General features: G+C 75.4%; 1 protein-coding gene. It reads left to right on the top strand.

Annotated elements, in window-relative coordinates:
- Positions 1 to 53: 53 nt before the first annotated feature.
- A partial coding sequence (locus AOK16_RS21765; protein ID WP_055473872.1) for a UbiD family decarboxylase occupies positions 54 to 1,416 on the top strand: 1,363 nt, incomplete at its 3' end.

Raw genomic sequence — 1,416 nt, 5'->3', positions numbered from 1 at the left:
CGGCGAGCGCGGCGCGGCGAGGGCTGCGGTGGACGGCGTAGCGGGCGGCGCGGGTGAAGGTTGCGGCGGACGGCGCGGCGGACGATGTGGCGAGGGTTGCCGCGGACGGCACAGCAGGGGCGGCGCGGGATCTGCCCGGCCTCTCCCTGCGCGCCGCGCTCTCCGCGGTGCGCGAACAGGCCCCGCTCACCTGCCACATCCACCACGAGCCGATGGACCGCGTCGCGCTGGCCGCCCACTACGCGGACCACTACGCCGGGGTCCCGGCCACCTCCGCGGCCAGGCCCGAGGACATCGCGCTCTACACCAACATCACCGACGTGCCGGACCCGCACACCACCGACGCGCCGGGCTCACACGTCACCGACGTGCCGGGCCCGCACCTCACCAATGTGCCGGACCCGTCGATGCCGGTGCTGCTCGGCACGTACGGCGACGCCGAACGCATCCGCGGCTGGCTGCCGGGCCTGCCACGCCGCGCGGACCACGCGTCGGTAGCGGCCCTGCTGTCCGCCACGCACTCGCCGGAGCGGTTGGCCGACTCACCGTTCCCGCACGTCAGCCGGGGCGACGAAGTGGATCTGCGGCAGCTGCCCGCACTGCTGACCACCCCCCGGGACGCGGGCCCGTACGTGACGACGGGCCTGCTGCACGCCCACGACCCCGCCACCGGCCGTACCGCCCTGGCCGTGCACCGGCTGCTCGTCCGCGACCGGAACCAGCTCGTCATCTGGATGCTGCCGAGCCGGCGGCTGCTCGCGCTGTACGAGGACGCGGTGGCGCGCGGCGAACGGCTGCCGGTCTCGGTCAACATCGGCGCGCCGCCCGCCGCGATGATCGCCTCGGCCGTGGCCAGCGCGTTCCTGCCGGAGGGCACGGGCAAGCTGGAGCTGGCCGGGGCGTTCGCGGGCGGCCCAGTGGCACTGACCCCGGCGGTGAGCCAACCGGCCTGGGTACTGGCCGAGTCGGAGGTGGTCCTGGAGGGCTACTTCGACGGCACCACGGCCGACGAGGCCCTGCCGGGCCGGGCGCGCGCCGGCTCGCTGCCGGAAGTGCTCGGCTACGACGGCGAGGGCGCGACCGACCTGCCCGCGATCACCGTCACGGCGGTGGCGACCCGCGAGTCGCCGGTCTTCCAGGCCGTGATCGGGCCGGGCCGCGAGCAGTCGCTGATCCTCGGGCTGGCCGGGGCGGTGTCGTTCGCGCTGTCCGGGGTAGGCGGGGAGCTGGTGACCGATGTGCACTACGCGCCCGCGGGCGGCGGGATGTTCCTGCTGGTCGCCCAGGTGCGCAAGCGGTCCGCGGCGGACGACGCGCGACTGGCCGCGCTGGCCGAGGAGGTGTTCCGCCGCCACCGCTTCGTGAAGGTGCTGATCCTCGTCGACGAGGACGTCGACCCGTCCTCGGCCGAGGACG

The organism is Streptomyces pathocidini (assembly GCF_001418495.1).
In the GTDB taxonomy this organism is placed as follows: domain Bacteria; phylum Actinomycetota; class Actinomycetes; order Streptomycetales; family Streptomycetaceae; genus Streptomyces; species Streptomyces pathocidini.
This window is presented reverse-complemented; position numbering and strand designations above follow the sequence as displayed.